Here is a 17,615-nt window from a genome sequence, read left to right on the forward strand (position 1 = left end):
AATTTTAGGTAAAATTATTTTTTTAATAAAAATACATTCGTTTTACTAAAAATTATTTGCCAAAAAAATATAAAAATACAGAATTGCACAATGCTATCTAGATAGTTTTAATTAAATTTGTCGCATTAAAGTTATACTTCTTAATTATGATTACAGAAAAAGTCGATACTGGTTTAACATTTGAAGACTTCAAAACTGAGGTATTAAATGATTATAAAATTGCCCTAATAAGCCGGGAATGCAGTTTATTAGGCCGTAAAGAAGTATTAACTGGAAAAGCCAAATTTGGTATTTTTGGAGATGGCAAAGAAGTTCCGCAGCTCGCCATGGCAAAATGCTTTAAAAATGGTGATTTCCGTTCTGGTTATTATCGTGATCAGACTTTTATGATGGCGATTGGTGAACTAACCATCGAACAGTTTTTTGCCGGTTTATACGGACATACCGATATTGATTTAGAACCAATGTCTGCAGGAAGACAAATGGGAGGACATTTTGTAACCCATAGCTTAAATGAAGACGGATCATGGAAAAACCTGACGCAGCAAAAAAATTCCAGCGCTGATATTTCTCCGACTGCAGGGCAAATGCCCAGACTGCTTGGACTGGCACAAGCTTCGAAAATTTACAGAAACGTACCGAATATTCCAAATGCAGACCAATTCTCTGTAGAAGGAAATGAAATCGCTTGGGGGACAATAGGTAACGCAAGTACTTCTGAAGGATTATTTTTTGAAACCATAAATGCAGCCGGAGTACTTCAGGTTCCAATGGTAATGAGTATCTGGGATGATGAGTACGGTATTTCAGTACATGCAAGACATCAGACTACTAAAGAAAATATCTCTGAAATATTAAAAGGTTACCAAAAAGAAGAAGGTACTAATGGTTTTGAAATATTAAAGGTAAAAGGCTGGGATTATGTTGATTTGGTTGCAACTTATGAAAAAGCTGCTGAAATAGCACGTGAAAACCATGTTCCAGTTTTAATCCACGTAAATCAATTAACGCAGCCACAAGGACATTCTAGTTCAGGTTCGCACGAAAGATACAAAAGCGCTTCCCGATTAGCATGGGAAAAAGAATTTGACTGTATCCGTCAGATGAAATTATGGATGATTGCCATCAATATTGCTTCTCCTGAAGAACTTGATGCAATTGATCTGGATGCTAAAAAAGAAGTTTTTGAAGGTAAAAAAACGGCTTGGAATGCTTTTATCAATCCTATTATTGAAGAAAAAAATGAATTAATTGCCATTTTAGAAAGAGCTTCAGAAGTTTGCGCTAAAAAGGACGAAATTCTAAGAAACATTTCAAGTTTAAAAAACATTAAATCTCCTTTAAAAAAGGAAATAATGATAATTGCCCGAAAATCACTTCGTTTAATTATAAATGAAAGAGACAAAGCAGAATTATCTAATTGGATTACCTCTTACATCGCTATTACACAGCCAAAGTTTAGCAGTCATTTACTTTCGGAATCGGACAAAAACGTGTTTTCAGTAAAAAAAGTTCTACCTGAATATCCAAGTAATGCAGTTGCAGATACTGACGGAAGAATGATTTTGAGAGATAATTTTGATGCTCTTTTTTCTAAATATCCTGAAGCATTGATTTTTGGTGAAGATGCCGGAAATATTGGTGACGTAAACCAAGGCCTTGAAGGAATGCAGGAAAAATATGGTGAGTTGCGCGTTGCCGATGCTGGAATCCGTGAAGCTACGATTGTAGGTCAGGGAATCGGAATGGCATTAAGAGGATTGCGTCCAATTGCCGAAATTCAATATTTGGATTACCTATTATATGCTATTCAAATCATGAGTGATGATTTGGCCACTTTGCAGTACAGAACTGTTGGAAAGCAAAAAGCGCCTTTAATTATCCGTACCCGCGGTCATCGCTTAGAAGGCATCTGGCATTCAGGTTCTCCAATGGGAATGATCATCAACGCTGTCAGAGGAATTCATGTATTGGTTCCAAGAAATATGACGCAGGCTGCCGGTTTTTATAATTCATTATTAGAAAGTGATGAACCTGCATTAGTAATCGAATGTTTGAATGGTTATCGTTTAAAAGAAAAAGCACCTTTAAATTATGGTGAATTTAAAACTCCAATAGGTGTTGTTGAAACATTGAGAAGTGGAACAGATATAACGCTTGTTTCGTATGGTTCAACTCTGCGGTTAGTAGAACAAGCTGCTAAAGAATTGTTCGAAGCAGGAATTGACTGTGAGATTATCGATTTGCAGTCGTTGCTGCCATTTGATATCAATCATGACATTGTAAAAAGTATTGAAAAAACGAATCGATTATTAATCATAGATGAAGATGTACCTGGCGGGGCAGCTGCTTACATTCTGCAGCAAATAGTTGAAGATCAAAATGCTTATATTCATCTTGACAGTAAACCGCAGACTTTGACTGCCAAGGCTCACAGGCCAGCCTACGGAACAGATGGTGATTATTTTTCAAAACCTTCTGCCGAAGATATTTATGAGAAAGTTTATGAAATAATGCATGAAGCGAATCCTTCAAAATTTCCTTCTTTGTATTAATTTTAAAAATACTATTTCTAATCCCAATCTTGACGGTTGGGATTTTTTTTTATCTTTATTCCAACTTATCATATGCAGTAATGAAATCCTTAGAAACATTATTTTTAGATTTAAAAGACATTAAAGTAATTGACAACTCAATCCCCTACTCTCTGTATACGCCTTTGGATCTGTCTCCATCCAATACTGATCTCGATCAACTGAATGTATCTGATGCTAATGAACTTCAAGAATATATCAACCAAATTTTAATCAATAATAATGCTAAAGCAGCTTACGGAGGTTATAATGAAGTTCGCAATTTGTACAAGAGAAGTACTGTTTTTAATGATTTAAAAACTGAAGAACGCAATATTCACATTGGCATGGATTTGTGGATTGAAGCTGGAACTTCAATATTAGCAGCATTGGATGGAAAAGTACATAGTTTTCAAAACAACAATAATCTTGGCGATTACGGACCAACAATTATTTTGGAACATCAATTAGAGAATTATGTTTTTTATACTTTATACGGGCATTTAGCACTAGAAAGTATTCAATCAATTAAAACGGGTGATTTTTTTGCAAAAGGACAGCAATTAGCATTACTTGGAAGTTCTGAGGTAAATGGAAATTATGCTCCTCACTTGCATTTTCAAATTATAAAGAACATTGAAAATAATTTTGGAGATTATCCGGGCGTCTCCAGTAAAAGCAAATTAACTTATTATCTAGAAAACTGTCCCGATCCAAACCTGCTGTTGAAAATCTTCTAGATAATTCAAAAAATTAAAATAAACTTTCAATTGAGCAGCATTTGCTGTAAAACAGTTCCTTTTTTTGTTTAGAAAAAATAACTATTTTTACTTTCTAACTTTATCAAAATGAATTCAAACGAACAATTAATTCATAAATTTTATTCTGCTTTCGCCAGTGCTGATGCGAAGGCAATGTGTGAGTGCTACCACCCAAACATTCAGTTTCAAGATCCAGCTTTTGGTGTATTGAAAGGCAGCGATGCATGTCAAATGTGGAAAATGCTTTTGGAAAAAAGTAAAGGAAACATAAAAATTGAATTTTCAGATATTACCGCTGATGAACATACTGGAATCGCAAAATGGATTGCTACTTACAATTTCAGCAAAACAAATCGAAAAGTAGTCAATCTTGTTCATGCACAATTTCAGTTTCATGATGGCTTAATTATAAAGCACACCGATTATTTTGACATCTGGAAATGGTCTAAACAAGCTTTTGGTTTTAAAGGATTTTTATTGGGATGGACTGGTTTCATGCAAAAGCAGATTCAAAAACAGGCTGTTGCTTCATTAAAAAACTATACAAAAACACAATCCTAATGACTGTAGAGATTTTAAGAACATTATTCAATCGCGATCTCAATAAGCTGAAATTGGAAATTGACTCCTACTCTGATGAGACTAAAATATGGCACATTGAAAAATCGATATCAAATTCCGGCGGTAACCTTTGTTTGCATTTAATAGGTAATCTGAACACTTATATAGGTGCACAAATCGGGAATACTAATTATGTTAGAAATCGGGACTTAGAGTTTTCTAATAAATTTGTTCCAAAAAACACGCTCATTGCTCAAATCGATGCTACAATTGTAATGATTAACAATACTCTTGATCAGCTTTTGGAAGAAGATTTAAAACATAAACACCCTTATTTGGTTTTCGAAAATAAAACTTCTGTTGAATATTTATTAATTCACCTCACAACACATCTGGCTTATCATTTGGGACAGATTAACTATCACAGACGATTATTGGATAATTAGTGTTCTGAAAATTCAAGAAAAAACGTTTTGTAAAAATCATTATACATTATATTATTAGTAATTCTTTACATAATAAGAATAAATTTATTTAAATATGTATATTTTAACAATATTAAACCGATTAAAAAGCAGTTGAATAAGTTTTCTCTATAACGTAATAGTCATAAAGAATAGTCATCAAAATAAAGAAAACTGTACACAAATAACTGGTTAGCTGTAAATACTTTAATTATTTTCTAAAAATAAACATCACCTTCCAAATGGTCTGAAAATTGCTTAAATTTACTAGTATAAAACAGATTAATAAATCAACACACGTTAACTAAATAATTTCTATAAAATGAAAAGTACGATTGAAACAACAAATTTTAAAACAGGGAATTGGAATAATGCAATTGATGTTTATGATTTTGTATTGCAAAATATTTCTCCGTATGAAGGTGATCAAAATTTCTTAGCTGGCCCGTCTGAAAAGACTAATAAGCTATGGAATGTTTGTAAAGAGAATTTACTTGAAGAAAGAAAGAAAAACGGCTGTTTAGCCATTGATACCAATATTATCTCTAATCTTACCTCATTTGGTCCTGGTTATATTGATAAAGAGAATGAAGTAATTGTAGGTCTTCAGACTGATCAGTTATTAAAAAGAGCAATGAAACCTTTCGGAGGAATCAAATTAGTTCAGTCAGCAGTTGCTGAAAGAGGTTTGACAGTTTCTGATGAAGTAGTTAAAATATTCAATTATGCTAAAGATCATAACCAGGCAGTATTTAGTGCTTATGACAGCGAAATTAGAGCATACCGTTCAAAACACTTATTAACAGGACTGCCTGATAATTATGCTAGAGGAAGAATCATTGGTGATTTCAGAAGAGTTGCTCTTTATGGCGTTGACCGTCTCATCGAAGCTAAGAAAGAGGATTTTACCGCTGTTGCCGGCGAAATGACTGATCATAAAGTACGTCTTAGAGAAGAAATCACAGAGCAGATAAAAGCTTTACAAGATATGAAAATCATGGCCAATTCTTATGGTATTGATATTTCTGTACCTGCTGTAAATGCAAAAGAAGCTGTTCAATTTACTTATTTGGCTTATTTAAGTGCCGTAAAAGAACAAGACGGAGCTGCAATGTCTTTAGGTAATGTTTCATCATTTTTGGATATTTATATTGAAAATGATTTGAAATCAGGTTTAATAAATGAGGAAGAAGCTCAGGAATTTATCGACCAATTCGTCATGAAACTTCGTTTGGTGCGCCATTTACGTCCGGGCGCTTATGATGAAATTTTTGGAGGAGATCCAACTTGGGTTACCGAAGCTATCGGCGGACAGCTTAACGATGGAAGAACAAAAGTTACCAAAACTTCTTTTAGATTCTTACAGACATTATATAATTTAGGAGCTTCTCCTGAACCAAACTTAACTATTCTTTGGTCTCAAAGTCTGCCACAGGGTTTTAAAGATTTTTGTGCCAAAGTTTCTATAGACACTTCTTCTCTTCAGTATGAGAATGATGATTTAATGCGTACCAACAGAGGTTCTGATGATTACGGAATTGCCTGCTGTGTATCTTATCAAAAAATTGGTAAAACAATCCAGCATTTTGGAGCTCGTGCAAATTTACCAAAAGCACTGCTTATGGCTTTAAACGGAGGACGCGAAGAAGACAAAGGATCTGTTGTTATTAAAAACATTCCTCAAATGGCTGATGGTGTTCTTGATTATGATTCAGTTATGGACATATTCAAAACTACCTTGGCAGAAGTGGCAAGAGTTTATGCAAAATCAATGTATATCATTCATTATATGCATGACAAATACTATTATGAAAGAGCACAGATGGCTTTGATTGATAGTGACCCAAATATTGATATTGCTTATGGTGCAGCAGGAATTTCAATTATTGCCGATTCATTATCTGCAATTAAATATGCAAAAGTAACTCCAGTTAGAAACGACATCGGATTAACTGTAGATTTCAATATCGAAGGCGATTTTCCAAAATTCGGAAATGATGATGACAGAGTAGATACTATCGCTCAGGAAATCACAACCATATTTATTGATGAATTAAGAAAACATACCGCTTACAAAAATGCTACTCCTACCCTGTCTTTATTGACTATTACTTCAAATGTGATGTATGGTTCAAATACTGGTTCAACACCAGACGGAAGAAAAGGCGGTGAAGCTTTTGCACCAGGAGCAAATCCAATGCACGGCAGAGATACAAATGGAGCTATTGCTTCTTTAAACTCAGTAAGTAAATTAAAATATCAGGATGCTCAGGATGGTATTTCATATACTTTTACTATGGTTCCAAAATCTTTAGGATCTGATAAAGAAGAACAGGTTAATAATTTAACAACCATATTAAACAGTTACTTCGGAAGAAATGCGCACCACTTAAATGTGAATGTGCTGGATAAAGAAACATTAATGGATGCTTACAATCATCCTGAAAACTATCCGCAGTTAACAATAAGAGTTTCCGGATATGCAGTTAATTTCGTTCGATTGTCTAAAGCACATCAGCTCGAAGTTATCACCAGAACTTTCCACGAAAATTTGTAAATTAACCATTAACCATAGATTATTAAACCAATTAACCTGTCTAAAAAAAACAAATCACGTTTAGTTTAGACAGGTTTTTTTTAAATCTTTTACAGAATGTATTTTCCACAGCAACACTATACAGACGATTCAATAGACGCTCATAATCCTGACCTACTTCGAATACATTCAATTGAAACATTTGGAACTCACGATGGTCCGGGAATCAGAATGGTTGTTTTTGTTCAGGGATGCCAGTTTAGATGTCTGTATTGCCAAAACCCCGATACATTGGATATTCATGGCGGTTCTTTTCTGCCTATTGAAGAACTAGTGGAAAAAGCACTTCATCAAAAATCCTATTTTGGCAAAAATGGAGGTGTTACCGTTTCCGGAGGCGAACCTTTACTGCAGAGAGAAAAATTAATTCATTTTTTTGACCGTTTACACGAAAACGGAATTCATACTTGTTTGGATTCTAATGGAAGAGTACTAGACTCTAAAACGGAACAACTGCTGGAAAGAACCGATTTACTGCTATTGGATGTCAAACACATCAATAAAGAATGGCATAAAAAGCTGACTGGCGTAAAAAACAAAACAACTCTCCGATTAGCCGAATATAGAGAAAGTACTGGAAAGCCTATGTGGCTGCGCTATGTTTTAGTGCCAGGCTGGAGTGATCAGGAAGAATATCTTCACGAATGGGGACAATATTTTACTTCTTATAAAACAATAGAGAAAGTAGAAATTATTCCTTTCCATCAAATGGGAAAAAGTAAGTGGGAATTATTAGGCTTAGAATATCAGTTAGCAGATACAAAACCGCATACAGCAGAAGAAGTAAACAAAGCTGCTGAAATATTCAGGCTGTACTTCAAAAATGTAAAAGTTAAATAAAATTCAAGACTATTTTTTACGATAAAAATTAAACAATTATGTCAAAAAACAAATATTTGATAGTATTGGCAGGAATGATTATGCAGTTATCGATCGGATCAATTTATGCATACAGCAAGTGGATCGAACCTTTAACCAAAGAATTAAACTGGGATGCTCACGATACCAAAACAGGATTCAGCCTTGCCATTTGTTTCCTAGGACTAACAGCGGCTTTCATGGGGAAATTTGCTCAGAAAATTGGCCCGATGAAATCAGGATTAATTGCGGCTTTGTTTTTAACAATCGGATTACTAGGCAGTGCTTTGGCTGTCAAAATAGATTCCATGAGTTTATTTTACCTGACATACGGAGTTTTACAAGGCATCGGTTTGGGATTTGGATATATTGCACCAGTCTATACAGTTGTAAAATGGTTTCCTGACCGTCCGGGATTGGCTTCCGGAATTATTATTATGTCATTTGCATTAGGATCTTTATTGGCTTCTTTTTTAATTGGACCTTTATATACTTCAATGGGATTGTCTGGCGCATTTACTGTTTTAGGAATCGGTTATGGAATCTGTATGCTTTTGAGTGCTTTATATTTAGCAAATCCAATGAGTACAGCTGAAAATGAGCAGGCACATATCGATTTAACCCCAAAACAAATAGTAACAGACAGACGTTTTATCGCACTTTGGTTATTATTATTCCTGAACGTATGTGGCGGAATAGCTATAATCTCAAAAGCGGCAGTTTTAGGAGAAGAAGTTGTAGGGATGACTACAGCACAGGCAACTATCTTTGTCGCTATAATTGGCTTATTCAATGGAATCGGGCGTTTATTTTGGTCAAGTATTTCAGATAAAATTGGCTGTTGGTCTACTTTTATGATTTTCATTGGAATCAACGCAATTTGTTTTGCTTTGATCCCTACTTTTTCAACCAATCAAATTTCGTTTCAAACATTGACTTTCATTATTATTGCGGGTTATGGAGCTGGTTTTGCCACTATGCCTTCTTTTGTAAAAAGCATTTTTGGTGCTGAAAAATACGGTCAGGTACTTGGTTACACATTAACCGCTTGGTCTGCAGCGGGATTTGCTGGTCCGTTGCTATTAGGATTAACTGCTGATATTTCAATTTTTTATTTATTTGCAGTATTACTGCTCTTCGCTTTGTTTGTCGGACTATGGCTCAAGACATTATTGCTAAAACCTGTCACTGCTTAATATAAAAAAGGCTCAAACTAATCTAAGTTTTGAGCCTTTTAAATTTTATTTAAGCTGTGTTCCCAATTGAAAAATTTTATGCAGCCATTTTTCACGCTGTTTTTCATCAGAATTTTTAACTATACCTACGTAAGTAACTTTTACAGGTTTCACTCCGCAAAATTCTAATACTGCCTTTTTTAATTGATTGACGCTCGGTTTTGAATTGAATAAATAATAATACCAGCTTGGCTGATCGAGTGTAGTTATGATACGAGCCGTTTTTCCTTTCAATAATTTGTCCCACCAAACCGAATTTTCACGGTATTGAAAAGCCATTCCTGGCAAAAACAGCCTATCAATAAATCCTTTGGTAATCGCAGGCAGACCGCCCCACCAAACAGGATGTACCCATACCAGATGATCGGCTTTTTTAATTTTTTCCCAAGCCTCAATCAAGTCGGGCTCTAAATCTATTCTTTTTTGATAGCCGTAAGCTAAATTTGGATTGAAGTTCAAATCTGCAATGACAATGGTTTCAACATTTGCTTTTGCTTCCAAAGCGCCGTTTTTGTAGGATTCCGCTAAAGCAAAATTATAACTTGCAGCATTGGGATGTCCGTTTATTATCAAGATATTTTTCATAAAATTTATTTTTATCAAAAATATTTTATGCTGATTTAATACAACAGGACAAATGTCTTAAAATACAGCAGTCTGTCTTATTCTGCTCAAATGTCTTGTTGAAACTCCTAAGTAAGAAGCTAAATAAATCAGAGGAATATATTGGATATATTTCTGATGATTTACAAATAATGCTTCGTATCGTTCTATTGAAGATCTTTTTTGCAAAGACGAGATGCGGTTGTGCAGATTGACGACTTCATTTTCGGCAATTCTCCTGCCAATATCAGCCCACCTGAAACTAGAACTAAAAAGTTTTTCGACAGCCGCTTTGTTAATTACTTCCAATTCACAATCAGTAATAGCCTGAATATTTTCATCCGTTGGACTCTGCGTAATGAAGCTCGAAAAAGCAGTCATAAATTCATTTTCAAAAGTAAAGCAGTTGGTTATTTCATCTCCTTTTGAATTGATAAAAAAAGAGCGCATAATTCCGGCTTTCACAAATACAATTTCATTGCAGACCTCATTTTCAGAAATTAAATAATCCGATTTTTTAATTTTTCTGTAAGTGATTAAACTATTTAACAGCTGACATTCTTCTGAATTTAATTGAAATAAATATTGAAAAACTTCTATCATTTTTGATTAATTCTGTTCAATTTTATTTCAATTAAATTTTACCATAATACATCGCTTTCACAATACCGTCAGAAAGTCCAATTTTTGGAACATAAATTTGTCTGGCACCGCTCCATTTCATTGCATTTAGATAAATTCGGGTTGCCGGCACAATAACGTCTGCCCTATCAGGATTAAGACCTAACTGCGAAATTCTTTGCTCATAAGTCAAGGAATTCAAATAAGCATATTGCGAATTTATATAAATGTATGACAAAGGTTTTTCCTGCAGCTTCCCTGACATTTTAAATAATTTATTGATATTCCCGCCTGAACCTATCAAAGTAACTTCTTCGTAATCGGCGGTGTTCTGCTTGATCCATTTTTCTATTTCTTCCCAGACAACATCACAAACCATTTCATTTAAGAGCCTAACAGTTCCTGCTTTGAATGATCTTGAATTCACCATTTTACCATTTGAAAACAATGTAAATTCGGTACTTCCACCTCCAACATCAACAAATAGGTACGTTTCGTCGGTTTTTAATAAATGATGCAAATCGGTTGAAGCAATTATAGCTGCTTCTTTTTTACCGTCAATAATTTCTATTTTGATGTCTGCTTTCTTTTTTATCAAAGACACAACTTCTTTGGCATTATATGCCTCACGCATAGCAGATGTAGCAAATGCCATATAACGTTCTACTTTATGCACTTTCATTAACAAATTGAAAGCCTTCATTGCATCGACCATTCGGTCTATATTCTCAGGAGAAATTTCCCCAACTGTAAATGCATCCTGTCCTAAACGGATAGGAACGCGGACTAATGAACTTTTATTAAACTGTGGGTCTTTATCATCTTCTTCTACAATATTGGCAATCAATAAACGCATGGCATTCGATCCAATATCAATAGCAGCATATTTTTTAATTTTAATCATATTTCTCTAGGATGCGATTTAATTCTGTACGTTGTGTTTTTTTTAATCTTCTTTCAGTTCTTCAATCAATTCAGCTTTTCGCTGGTAATATTTATAGGTTTCCCATTGTGCTCTAAAAATTGGATTATCACCCCTGACCCTATATTTATTATCTAATTTATAAGAATGAAATCTGGCTTTTACATTTCCTTTCCAGCCAATATCAAAATTATCTATCAGTTCATTTTTTATTTCCTGATCATAAATCGGACAGGTTACCTCAACTCTTGCATCGATATTTCTGGTCATTATATCGGCAGAGGAAATATAAACATCTGTAAATCCAGCATTGCCAAAAATATAAACTCTTGAATGTTCTAAATAGTTATCAACTATACTAATAGCTTCAATATTTTCACTTAATCCTTTAACTCCGGGAATTAATGAACAAATACCTCTTACTTCTAACTGAATTTTCACTCCAGCATTGCTAGCTTCATATAATTTATCAATCATAGCTAAGTCTGATAAGCTATTCATTTTTAATTTCATGTATGTTTTTCTTCCTGCCAAAGCATGTGCAATTTCTCTGTCTATTAATTTAATGAAACGGTTTCTAGTGTACTGCGGCGAAACAATAAGGTGTTTATAACGCTGCACTTTATAATTTGTATCAAAAAAATCAAATATTTTAGAAATGTCTTTCAATATTTGAGGATGACATGTAAAAAGTGTCACATCGGTATAAATCTTTGCTGTAGATTCATTGAAATTCCCTGTCGAAATAAAACCATATCTTTTGATTTTATTTTTTTCATGTCTTTCAATAACACAAACTTTACTGTGAACTTTTAATCCTTTTATTCCAAATATAAGTTCGATGCCTTCGGTCTGCATCTGCTCGGCATAAGAAATATTTGAGGCTTCGTCAAAACGGGCCTGCAATTCGATCTGGACAATTACTTTCTTTCCATTTTTAGCAGCATTAATCAATGAGCTGATAATCTGCGAATTTTTGGCTAATCGGTATAATGTAATTTTAATTGAACTCACCTTGGGATCCAAAGCCGCTTCACGCAAAAATTTAATTAAATAAGAAAACGATTGATATGGAGCATTCAATAGATAATCTTTCTCAGCAATTTTGCTTAAAATACTTCCTTCTAGACTTAGTCCTGGTACTGGAAGCGGATCATTTTTTTTATATAACAAATCAAATCTTCCTAGATTTGGAAAATCCATGTAATCTCTTCTATTGTGATATCTTCCGCCGGGAATAATACTATCGGTAGAATCAATATTCATTTTTTCAAGAAAAAATTTAAGGGTATCCTTGCTTATTTCCTGATCATAAATAAAACGCACCGGCTCCCCTATCCTTCTATCCTTTACACTCGTTGATATTTTTTCAAGCATACTTTTGCTCAAATCACTGTCAATGTCTAATTGCGCATCTCTTGTTATTTTTATCATATGAGCTGAAACGCTTTCATAATTAAAAATATTGAAAATACTGCTCAAATGCATTCTTATGACATCATCTATCAAAATAACATACTGCTTTTCATTGCTTGAAGGCAATACAACAAAACGGTTAACCATTTTAGGAATTTCAATAATGGCATAGCGTACTTCCTGATTTTTTTTCATCACGAGTTTTACGGCCAAATATCCTAATGAATCTTTCAAAACAGGAAATTCTGCTAAATCATTTAAAATAATCGTAACAAGTTCAGGGCTTAACTTTTGTATAAAAAATTCTTTTAGAAAAACTTCCTGCTCTTTATTAATATCATTTTCATGAATAATAAAGATATTTTCAGTTTCTAGCTGTTCTTCTATATTGTTAAGTATCCTTAAACTTTCGGACTGTTGCTGTATAACAATTTTAGTTATGTCTTTAATCAGCTGCTGTGCAGTAACTCCTCCAAAATATTTTTCGCCTGAAATGCCGCTTAAACTTAATCGTCTTATTGCTGCAAATCGTACTCTAAAAAATTCATCCAAATTATTTGAAAATATCCCTAAAAATCTTAATCTGTCTAATAACGGGACCGAATCATCTGCAGCTTCTTGAAGAACTCTGGCGTTAAAAGCTAACCAGCTTTTCTCTCTGTCAATATATTTTTGTTCAAACACTTTTTATTTATTTTAAATCTCGGGGAAATACTGTTTTTTTTGTTTGGCCATTACTTATAGAATCCCAGCTTTCATTATCAAATTCTATATGTACAAATCCTGCTGTAGGAACATTATCAATGTAAACATCTCCAAATTTATTAACAAAATTTGTAATAGCCTCGTTATGCCCGAATATTATTATGTTATCATTTCCGTTGCTCTCAAGCTTGATAATCTTTTCTAATTTTCTTTCGTCGAAAGTATATAGTTCATCTTTGTAAATAATACTTTCCAAAGGAAAATTTATATTCTGAGCAAATATAATAGCAGTTTCAGTAGCTCTCTCGGCTGTACTGCTCCATATGGTATATGTTTTAGGCAACACTTTAGCAATATGGGAAGAAACCAAATGAGCATTTTGCATTCCTTGTGAAGTTAATGGTCTGTCCTTATCATGTAAAGGAGCTTCCCAGCTAGACTTTGCATGCCGAATTAAAATTAGATTTTTCATATATTATTTTTTAAAACACATTACCAACATTAAAACATTATCGATTAAATAAAAATAAATTTCAGAAATTAATACCTTTTATAATTTACAGAAAAAAATAGGAAAAATAATTACGAACCTACAATTTACAAAAAGTTTAGAATACAGACCTCATTTTTTTTACATGTAATATCATATTTTACCATAGCACTCTAATTCATACGTTTTTAAGAATGCTATAATTTTCATTTGACTTGAAATATTAGTGTCATATCAAGGAAAGATAAAAAATTAAATAATTAAAGATAATTTAGTTAAAAAATTAAATAAACGATTTATTTAAACTTCATTTTTGAAGCAAATTACTTATAATACAACTCTTCAACGAGTATTTAGGTTTTTCAAGGGATAAACCAAGAGTAATAAAAACATTCTTTCTAAATTTGATATTACAAATAACAATTAGCTTTTTTCCCAAATAAAAACTAGTTTTTGTTATAAAATAGTTTAATAGTGTTCTTTTATAATTAATAATACACAAAATTAATTTATAGGGAACTCAAGATGCAACTAAAAACCTGCTTCAATTTATTTTTTATTTTGCATGTTACAATTTGATTTAATTCCCAAATCTGAATCAAAATATAGTAAACCTACTTTTGTTTAGCGATTTTTTGCATATTACAATTTTGATTTAATTCCCAAATCTGGATCAAAATATAGTAAACCTACTTCTGTTTAGTGATTTTTTACATATTACAATTTTGATTTAATCCCAAATCCGAATCAAAATATAGTAAACCTACTTCTGTTTAGTGATTTTTTGCATATTACAATTTTGATTTAATCCCAAATCTAAATCAAAATTTAATCAAATAACCTACCCAAAAAATACATCGTATTACTTATTAAACTAAATCTTTTACCCGAAATTAAATTTTGAAATTAAACAATAGCAATGCCATTAACAATTGATTTTGTCTTCAATCGACACTAATAAAATAAATTATCCCCAACAATAAATTAAAAAAATTAATTGTATGAAAGCTAAAACTACTCTTTTTATATCAATCCTGTTTTTGTTTATTGGAAATATTTATTCACAAAACTCCGAAGATCTAGATAACTTGGGAACCCCTGTCTATGTTGGTAATGTAAAACCTTTTTCAATACCCAGCAGTGCTAAAACAAAAACATTAAAGACCAGTACTCAAACTTTAAAATCTTTTGCCACAAGACAAACTAACATTGAATGGCCAAATCCTGGCGCTGTTCATATTGAAAAAACTGCTGAAGCAACAACAACCTTAGGCAAATGGAAAATAAATGTTTTAGTACAAGGAAAAAATGTCCCAAAAACTACAGATGTTGTTTTAGTAATTGATAATTCAGGAAGTATGGTCGGACCTAGAATTACAAGTGCAATAGCAGCCGCCAACACATTTGTAAATGAAATATTAACTCAATCTATAGACATACGAGTTGCAATTGTCACTATCAATGGCACAGCTGTAGGTGTTCCTACAGTGAATCAAGGTTTTACCGACGACGCAGCTTTATTAAATACAGCAATTAGCAGCATAACAGCTCATGATGGCACAAACCTGCAGGGGGGATTTTATGCGGCCAGACAATTAATGAATTCAAGTACAGCAAGCAGAAAAGCAGTTATATTATTATCCGATGGAAATCCTACTTACAGTTACAGTTCAGCAGTTACAACTGATTGGCTGCTTTCTTGTGGAAATATTAATGATTTTAATATCTCTGATATTGATTTTGAAGAAAATCATTTAACCGTTACTTCAAGTAATTATAGCTCTGTAAGCGGCGATGGTCAAAATTTTGGTACCGAATTATATTCCCAAACCATTAGATGCAATAATAACGACAGGACTTTTATAGCTGGACATCATGGCCTTCCCACAAAATATGAAGCAAGATTACTTATTGACAGCGGAGTTGACGTCTACACTATTGGTTTTGAAGTATTGCCTGGAGGTATTGCCGAAAAAACACTTTCTGGTTCTCAAAATAAAGGATATTTCACAGCAACTACAAGTAATATAGAAAGTGTCTATTCCCAAATAAGATCAAATATAGCTTATGCTGCAACTAATGCCGTATTTAGTGATCCAATGAGTACCTATATTGTACTAAATTCAAACACAGTGCCTACTTATTCGACATTTCCAAATAGTACTGGAGACGTAGTTGTTTCTAAAGGTACAGTTTCATTTAGTAACAATGGTTATGTGCTAAATGATCCGGATATTCCCGGAAGCGGTAACAGCTCTTTAATAAAATGGAAAATAACTTGGAATATTGGTACTGTTTCAGAATTAGGTGATCAGATGTATTATTTTGTTGATATGGCACCCAATATTACACCATCCGTTTTGTATGATGCCAATGAACAAACCTACATGGATTATACGGATGTAAATGGAAATACAAATGCCCATCAACAAACTCCTGAGCATTTTACTATTCCAAAAGTAAGCGGAGGAAAAGGTTCTATAGAAATTTATTATTACACAGTAAACGAAGCTGGACAGCCTATTAATAGCAGCGGAACGGTAGTTCCTGTAGAAAATGCCGTAAAATTAATCCCTGGAAACAGTAAATATTTTGTCTTTAATGGCAGTACTGCTTTAGATCTTAATCAAGCATATACTGTCGAGCCTGAATCAGCTTATTCCTCAAACAGCATATTATATCAATTATACTGTACTTTCGGAAATGTTTCCATTACTCCAACAAGTGCTGATCCAAATAAAAAAGTATGGTTTGGTTACATTGTTAGTACCCCTCCAATTGCAGCAGACGTTCAATATTGTCTAAACAAAACTGCAGCTCCATTAACAGCAAGCTTGTCTGGCGGACATACATCACCGAATTACATTTTATATTATTTTGATTCATTAAACGGACCCGCTCAAACAGCAATAACACCATCAACAGCTGTAGCAGGACAAACTACTTATTATGTCGCTGAAGGAAAGTCCTTGACTTGTTTTGGTGAAAAAGTACCAATTACAGTAACTATTTATCCCGAAATAACTGTAAGCGCAGGAACCCCATTTACTAAAACCTGCACTGCTAATATTAATGGTGCTTCCATAGGAGAAACTGCCGTAACAGGAAATACTTATTCCTGGACTTCCGTTCCTGTGGGATTTACTTCTGCTGACGCTAACCCAACGGTTAATCCTGATCAGACAACTGTCTATACTGTAGTTAAAACAAATTCCGCAAGTGGCTGTACTGCAACTGCAAGTGTGACCATAACTGTGGACAACAGTCCAATAACCGTAAGCGCAGGAAATCCTTTTACGAAAACCTGTATCACTAATATTGCGGGGGCTTCCATCGGGGAAACTGCCGTAGCAGGAAACATCTATTCCTGGACTTCCGTTCCTGCGGGATTTACTTCTGCTGACGCTAACCCAACGGTTAATCCTGATCAGACAACTGTCTATAATGTAGTTAAAACAAATTTCGCCAGTGGCTGTACTGCAACTGCAAACGTGACCGTAACTGTGGACAACAGCCCAATAACAGTAAGTGCGGGAAATTCATTTACTAAAACCTGCACCGCTAATACTGCGGGTTCTTCCATAGGGGAAACTGCCGTGATAGGAAATACTTATTCCTGGACTTCCGTTCCTGCGGGATTTTCTTCTGCTGATGCTAGCCCAATTGTAAATCCAGATCAGACTACTGTTTATACTGTCGTTAAAACAAATTCCACCAGTGGCTGTACCGCAACTGCAAGTGTAACTGTAACTGTGGACAACAGCCCAATAACAGTAAGTACTGGAAATTCTTTTACTAAAACCTGCACTG

13 protein-coding genes are annotated in these 17,615 nt (G+C 33.8%); 8 read left to right on the forward strand and 5 right to left on the reverse strand.

The window, feature by feature from the left end:
- The first annotated feature begins 146 nt into the window (after nt 1-146).
- From C8P67_RS08330 to C8P67_RS08360, 7 genes are all read left to right on the forward strand, one after another.
- A complete protein-coding gene (locus tag C8P67_RS08330; RefSeq protein WP_115812292.1) occupies nt 147-2,555 on the forward strand; it encodes an alpha-ketoacid dehydrogenase subunit alpha/beta in 2,409 nt (802 codons plus the stop codon).
- 80 nt (nt 2,556-2,635) lie between these two features.
- Nucleotides 2,636-3,313: a peptidoglycan DD-metalloendopeptidase family protein gene (locus tag C8P67_RS08335; protein WP_115812768.1), complete on the forward strand. Its 678-nt coding sequence runs from the start codon at nt 2,636-2,638 to the stop codon at nt 3,311-3,313.
- 108 nt (nt 3,314-3,421) lie between these two features.
- Nucleotides 3,422-3,895 carry a nuclear transport factor 2 family protein gene (locus C8P67_RS08340; RefSeq protein WP_115812294.1) on the forward strand — a complete coding sequence of 158 codons (474 nt, stop codon included), beginning with the start codon at nt 3,422-3,424 and terminating at the stop codon, nt 3,893-3,895.
- Nucleotides 3,895-4,341, forward strand: a complete 447-nt coding sequence (locus tag C8P67_RS08345; RefSeq protein ID WP_115812296.1) for a DUF1572 family protein — start codon at nt 3,895-3,897, stop codon at nt 4,339-4,341. Before C8P67_RS08340 ends, C8P67_RS08345 begins: the two co-directional genes overlap by 1 nt.
- A 340-nt stretch (nt 4,342-4,681) precedes the next feature.
- Nucleotides 4,682-6,916, forward strand: coding sequence for a formate C-acetyltransferase (gene pflB, locus C8P67_RS08350; protein WP_115812298.1), 2,235 nt, complete (start codon nt 4,682-4,684; stop codon nt 6,914-6,916).
- A gap of 96 nt (nt 6,917-7,012) precedes the next feature.
- Nucleotides 7,013-7,795 (forward strand): pyruvate formate-lyase-activating protein, encoded by a 783-nt coding sequence (gene pflA, locus C8P67_RS08355; protein WP_115812300.1) that lies wholly within the window; start codon nt 7,013-7,015, stop codon nt 7,793-7,795.
- Nucleotides 7,796-7,833: 38 nt separating this feature from the next.
- Entirely contained in the window at nt 7,834-9,009 is a 1,176-nt protein-coding gene (locus tag C8P67_RS08360) for an OFA family MFS transporter (RefSeq protein ID WP_115812302.1), read from the forward strand.
- Nucleotides 9,010-9,054: 45 nt separating this feature from the next.
- On the opposite strand, the gene C8P67_RS08365 is transcribed toward C8P67_RS08360, so the two are convergent.
- The 5 genes from C8P67_RS08365 to C8P67_RS08385 are packed head-to-tail and all read right to left on the reverse strand — an operon-like array spanning nt 9,055 to nt 13,787.
- Complete coding sequence (locus tag C8P67_RS08365) at nt 9,055-9,633, reverse strand: NAD(P)H-dependent oxidoreductase (protein WP_115812304.1); 579 nt, start codon at nt 9,631-9,633, stop codon at nt 9,055-9,057.
- 57 nt (nt 9,634-9,690) lie between these two features.
- A complete protein-coding gene (locus tag C8P67_RS08370) occupies nt 9,691-10,254 on the reverse strand; it encodes a Crp/Fnr family transcriptional regulator (RefSeq protein ID WP_115812306.1) in 564 nt (187 codons plus the stop codon).
- 31 nt (nt 10,255-10,285) lie between these two features.
- On the reverse strand, nt 10,286-11,176 hold the full coding sequence (locus tag C8P67_RS08375; RefSeq protein ID WP_115812308.1) for a Ppx/GppA phosphatase family protein: 891 nt from the start codon (nt 11,174-11,176) through the stop codon (nt 10,286-10,288).
- A 42-nt stretch (nt 11,177-11,218) separates the two neighbouring features.
- Nucleotides 11,219-13,294 carry a polyphosphate kinase 1 gene (ppk1, locus tag C8P67_RS08380; RefSeq protein WP_115812310.1) on the reverse strand — a complete coding sequence of 692 codons (2,076 nt, stop codon included), beginning with the start codon at nt 13,292-13,294 and terminating at the stop codon, nt 11,219-11,221.
- A 7-nt stretch (nt 13,295-13,301) separates the two neighbouring features.
- Nucleotides 13,302-13,787: a SixA phosphatase family protein gene (locus C8P67_RS08385; RefSeq protein WP_115812312.1), complete on the reverse strand. Its 486-nt coding sequence runs from the start codon at nt 13,785-13,787 to the stop codon at nt 13,302-13,304.
- Nucleotides 13,788-14,806: 1,019 nt separating this feature from the next.
- On the opposite strand from C8P67_RS08385, the gene C8P67_RS22080 reads away from it, so the two are divergent.
- Nucleotides 14,807-17,615 (forward strand): vWA domain-containing protein (locus tag C8P67_RS22080; protein WP_170141432.1); only part of this gene is annotated, 2,809 nt, incomplete at its 3' end.

Origin of the sequence: Flavobacterium aquicola (assembly GCF_003385115.1) — a bacterium.
GTDB classification, from domain to species: Bacteria; Bacteroidota; Bacteroidia; order Flavobacteriales; family Flavobacteriaceae; genus Flavobacterium; species Flavobacterium aquicola.

Excerpts from the sequence above, each read along its gene's own strand:
- C8P67_RS08330 (WP_115812292.1), top strand. The coding sequence starts at position 147 with ATGATTACAGAAAAAGTCGATACTGGTTTAACATTTGAAGACTTCAAA.
- C8P67_RS08335 (WP_115812768.1), top strand. The coding sequence starts at position 2,636 with ATGAAATCCTTAGAAACATTATTTTTAGATTTAAAAGACATTAAAGTA.
- C8P67_RS08340 (WP_115812294.1), top strand. The coding sequence starts at position 3,422 with ATGAATTCAAACGAACAATTAATTCATAAATTTTATTCTGCTTTCGCC.
- C8P67_RS08345 (WP_115812296.1), top strand. The coding sequence starts at position 3,895 with ATGACTGTAGAGATTTTAAGAACATTATTCAATCGCGATCTCAATAAG.
- pflB (WP_115812298.1), top strand. The coding sequence starts at position 4,682 with ATGAAAAGTACGATTGAAACAACAAATTTTAAAACAGGGAATTGGAAT.
- pflA (WP_115812300.1), top strand. The coding sequence starts at position 7,013 with ATGTATTTTCCACAGCAACACTATACAGACGATTCAATAGACGCTCAT.
- C8P67_RS08360 (WP_115812302.1), top strand. The coding sequence starts at position 7,834 with ATGTCAAAAAACAAATATTTGATAGTATTGGCAGGAATGATTATGCAG.
- C8P67_RS08365 (WP_115812304.1), bottom strand. The coding sequence starts at position 9,633 with ATGAAAAATATCTTGATAATAAACGGACATCCCAATGCTGCAAGTTAT.
- C8P67_RS08370 (WP_115812306.1), bottom strand. The coding sequence starts at position 10,254 with ATGATAGAAGTTTTTCAATATTTATTTCAATTAAATTCAGAAGAATGT.
- C8P67_RS08375 (WP_115812308.1), bottom strand. The coding sequence starts at position 11,176 with ATGATTAAAATTAAAAAATATGCTGCTATTGATATTGGATCGAATGCC.
- C8P67_RS08385 (WP_115812312.1), bottom strand. The coding sequence starts at position 13,787 with ATGAAAAATCTAATTTTAATTCGGCATGCAAAGTCTAGCTGGGAAGCT.